Origin of the sequence: Ramlibacter sp. (assembly GCF_013697775.1) — a bacterium.
Taxonomy (GTDB): domain Bacteria; phylum Pseudomonadota; class Gammaproteobacteria; order Burkholderiales; family Burkholderiaceae_C; genus Ramlibacter.
On sequence record NZ_JACCWG010000137.1, the window covers coordinates 1 to 2,117 of the forward strand.

The following is a 2,117-nucleotide window of genomic DNA, read 5'->3' on the forward strand; positions in this document are numbered from 1 at the left end:
ATGCCCTCCTGGAACACGCCCTGCTCCAGCTTGACCGAGCTCTTGCCCAGCGACAGCACGCGCGTGCCGATGGTCACCGCGCCGGGCCAGCGCAGCTCGGACAGGAAGTCCATCGACAGGTGCACGATCACCCACTCGGTGCCCGCAGCAGCCAGCGGCGCCTGCGGGTGGTACAGGATCTCCACGCGGCCGGTCTCCATGAAGGTGGAGAACACCGCGTTGTTCACGTGGCCCTGGCGGTCGGTGTCGGCATAGCGCACCTTGTCGGTGGTGCGCACGGGAAAGTCGGCGAGTTGGAAGGGGGCTGGCATGAAGATCCGTGAAACGGCTTTTGATCGCCATGCTTGACAGTATTGTCCAAGATGATTTGCAGTGTCAACGCGGGGCCGATGACGGTTCGCGCGTGCGTGTGCGTCCTATACTGGGCAATGGCAGGCGTGAAACAATTCGACGAACAGGAAGCGCTCGGCGGCGTCCTCGACGTGTTCTGGCGCCGTGGCTGGGAACGGACCTCGATGTCCGATCTGGCGCTGGCCACCGGCGTGCAGCGCGGCTCGCTTTACCACGCGTACGGCGGCAAGGAAGAGCTCTTCCTGCTCGCCTTCGAAATCTACGCGGACAAATTCCTGTCGCAGGCGCGCAAGGCGCTGCAGGCCGACACGGCCGAAGAGGCCCTGCGGCGCTTTCTCGATGTCGCCGTGTCCAACATGGCACGCGGCCGCCCGGCCCGCGGCTGCCTCACCACCAGGACGGCCATCGAGTCGGACGGCGCTGGTCCCAGGATCAGGGCCCGGCTGCGCAGGCTGATCGACGACCTGCGCACGGTGATCACCAATGCGCTGTCGCAGCCGCACATGCGCGCCGGCCTCGCGCTGGAGCCGGACGAGGCGGCCGAGATGCTGGTGACCTTCACCCGCGGGCTGGCCGTGATGGGGCGCATCTATAAGGACGCGGCGCCCCTGCGCAAGAACGCCGACACCCTGGTCCGGCTAATGGCCGGGCGCCGGATGGACGATTCTGGTCACTTGACTAATAATGGGGCCCATGCCCCGCCCCAGCCAGAACATCGCCCAGGCCCTGCTGGCCGCCGGCCGCGCGCTCTACCCTGAACGGGGCGCGGCCGGGCTGTCGGTGCGCGCCCTGGCTGAGCATGCGGGTGTCAACCTCGGCATGTTCCATTACCACTTCCGCACCAAGGACGTGTTCCTGCGCACGCTGCTGCAGCAGTTCTACGAAGACATGTTCGCCCCGCTGAGCAGCCTGGCGCAGCAGGAAGGCCCGCCTCTCGCACGGCTGCGCGGCGCGCTGCTCTTCATCGGGTGCTTCGCGCGCGACCACTCGGCGGTGCTCGGCCGCGTGCTTGCCGACGCTTCCAACGGCGACGCCGTGGCGCGCGACTTCCTGCAGGCCAACGCGCCGCGCCACCTGCGCCTGCTGATGGCGCTGATGGACGAGGCCGAGCGCGCCGGCGAGATCGTGCCGCTGCCGCCGCTGCAGCGCTTCGTGTTCGTCATGAGCGGCGTGGTGCTGCCGGCGCTGGTGGTGCCGCGCATCGCCGCACTCGACATCGCGCCACCGGGCCTGCGCGACCAGATCGGGCCGCAGGTGACGAGCGATGCCGCCATCGCCCAGCGGGTCGAGCTTGCATTGGCGGCGCTGCGCCGGGGAACCGAATGACCGAACGAACGAAGAAGAACACCCGCGCTGCCCGTGGCTGCGCCGCGCTGGCGGCCCTGGCGCTGCTTGCCGCCTGCGCCGACAAGCCCGAAGCACCCTGGTCCGGCTACGCGGAGGCCGACTACGTCTACGTGGCCGCGCCGCTCGGCGGCACCCTGGCCACGCTGGACGTGCGGGCCGGCCAGACCGTGGCCAAGGGAAAGCCGCTGTTCATGCTGGAGTCCGACGCCGAAAAAGCCGCGCGCGAGGAGGCCGAGGCACGGCTCGCCACCGCGCGATTCCAGGCGGAGAACACGGCCACGGGCAAGCGAGAGCCCGAACTCGCGGTGCAGCAGGCGCAGCTGGCGCAGGCGCGCACGCAGGCCGAACTGGCACGCAAGGAGCTCGCGCGCCGCGAGCCGCTGGTGGGCCCGGGCGCGATTTCGCGCCTGGAATACGAC

General features: G+C 69.4%; 4 protein-coding genes. 3 read left to right on the top strand and 1 reads right to left on the bottom strand.

Annotated elements, in window-relative coordinates:
* On the bottom strand, positions 1–311 hold a 311-nt coding region (locus tag H0U68_RS06895; RefSeq protein WP_296353960.1), incomplete at its 3' end, for a thioesterase family protein.
* 117 nt (positions 312–428) lie between these two features.
* On the opposite strand from H0U68_RS06895, the gene H0U68_RS06900 reads away from it, so the two are divergent.
* The 3 genes from H0U68_RS06900 to H0U68_RS06910 form a co-directional block, all read left to right on the top strand.
* Positions 429–1,109, top strand: a complete 681-nt coding sequence (locus H0U68_RS06900; protein WP_296353966.1) for a TetR/AcrR family transcriptional regulator — start codon at positions 429–431, stop codon at positions 1,107–1,109.
* Complete coding sequence (locus H0U68_RS06905; RefSeq protein WP_296353962.1) at positions 1,045–1,677, top strand: TetR/AcrR family transcriptional regulator; 633 nt, start codon at positions 1,045–1,047, stop codon at positions 1,675–1,677. Before H0U68_RS06900 ends, H0U68_RS06905 begins: the two co-directional genes overlap by 65 nt.
* Positions 1,674–2,117, top strand: a 444-nt coding sequence (locus tag H0U68_RS06910) for a biotin/lipoyl-binding protein (RefSeq protein ID WP_296353964.1), incomplete at its 3' end; no start/stop codon positions are given. The genes H0U68_RS06905 and H0U68_RS06910, both read left to right, overlap by 4 nt.

Coding starts and splice junctions, on each gene's coding strand:
- H0U68_RS06900 (WP_296353966.1), top strand. CDS start 429: ATGGCAGGCGTGAAACAATTCGACGAACAGGAAGCGCTCGGCGGCGTC.
- H0U68_RS06905 (WP_296353962.1), top strand. CDS start 1,045: ATGCCCCGCCCCAGCCAGAACATCGCCCAGGCCCTGCTGGCCGCCGGC.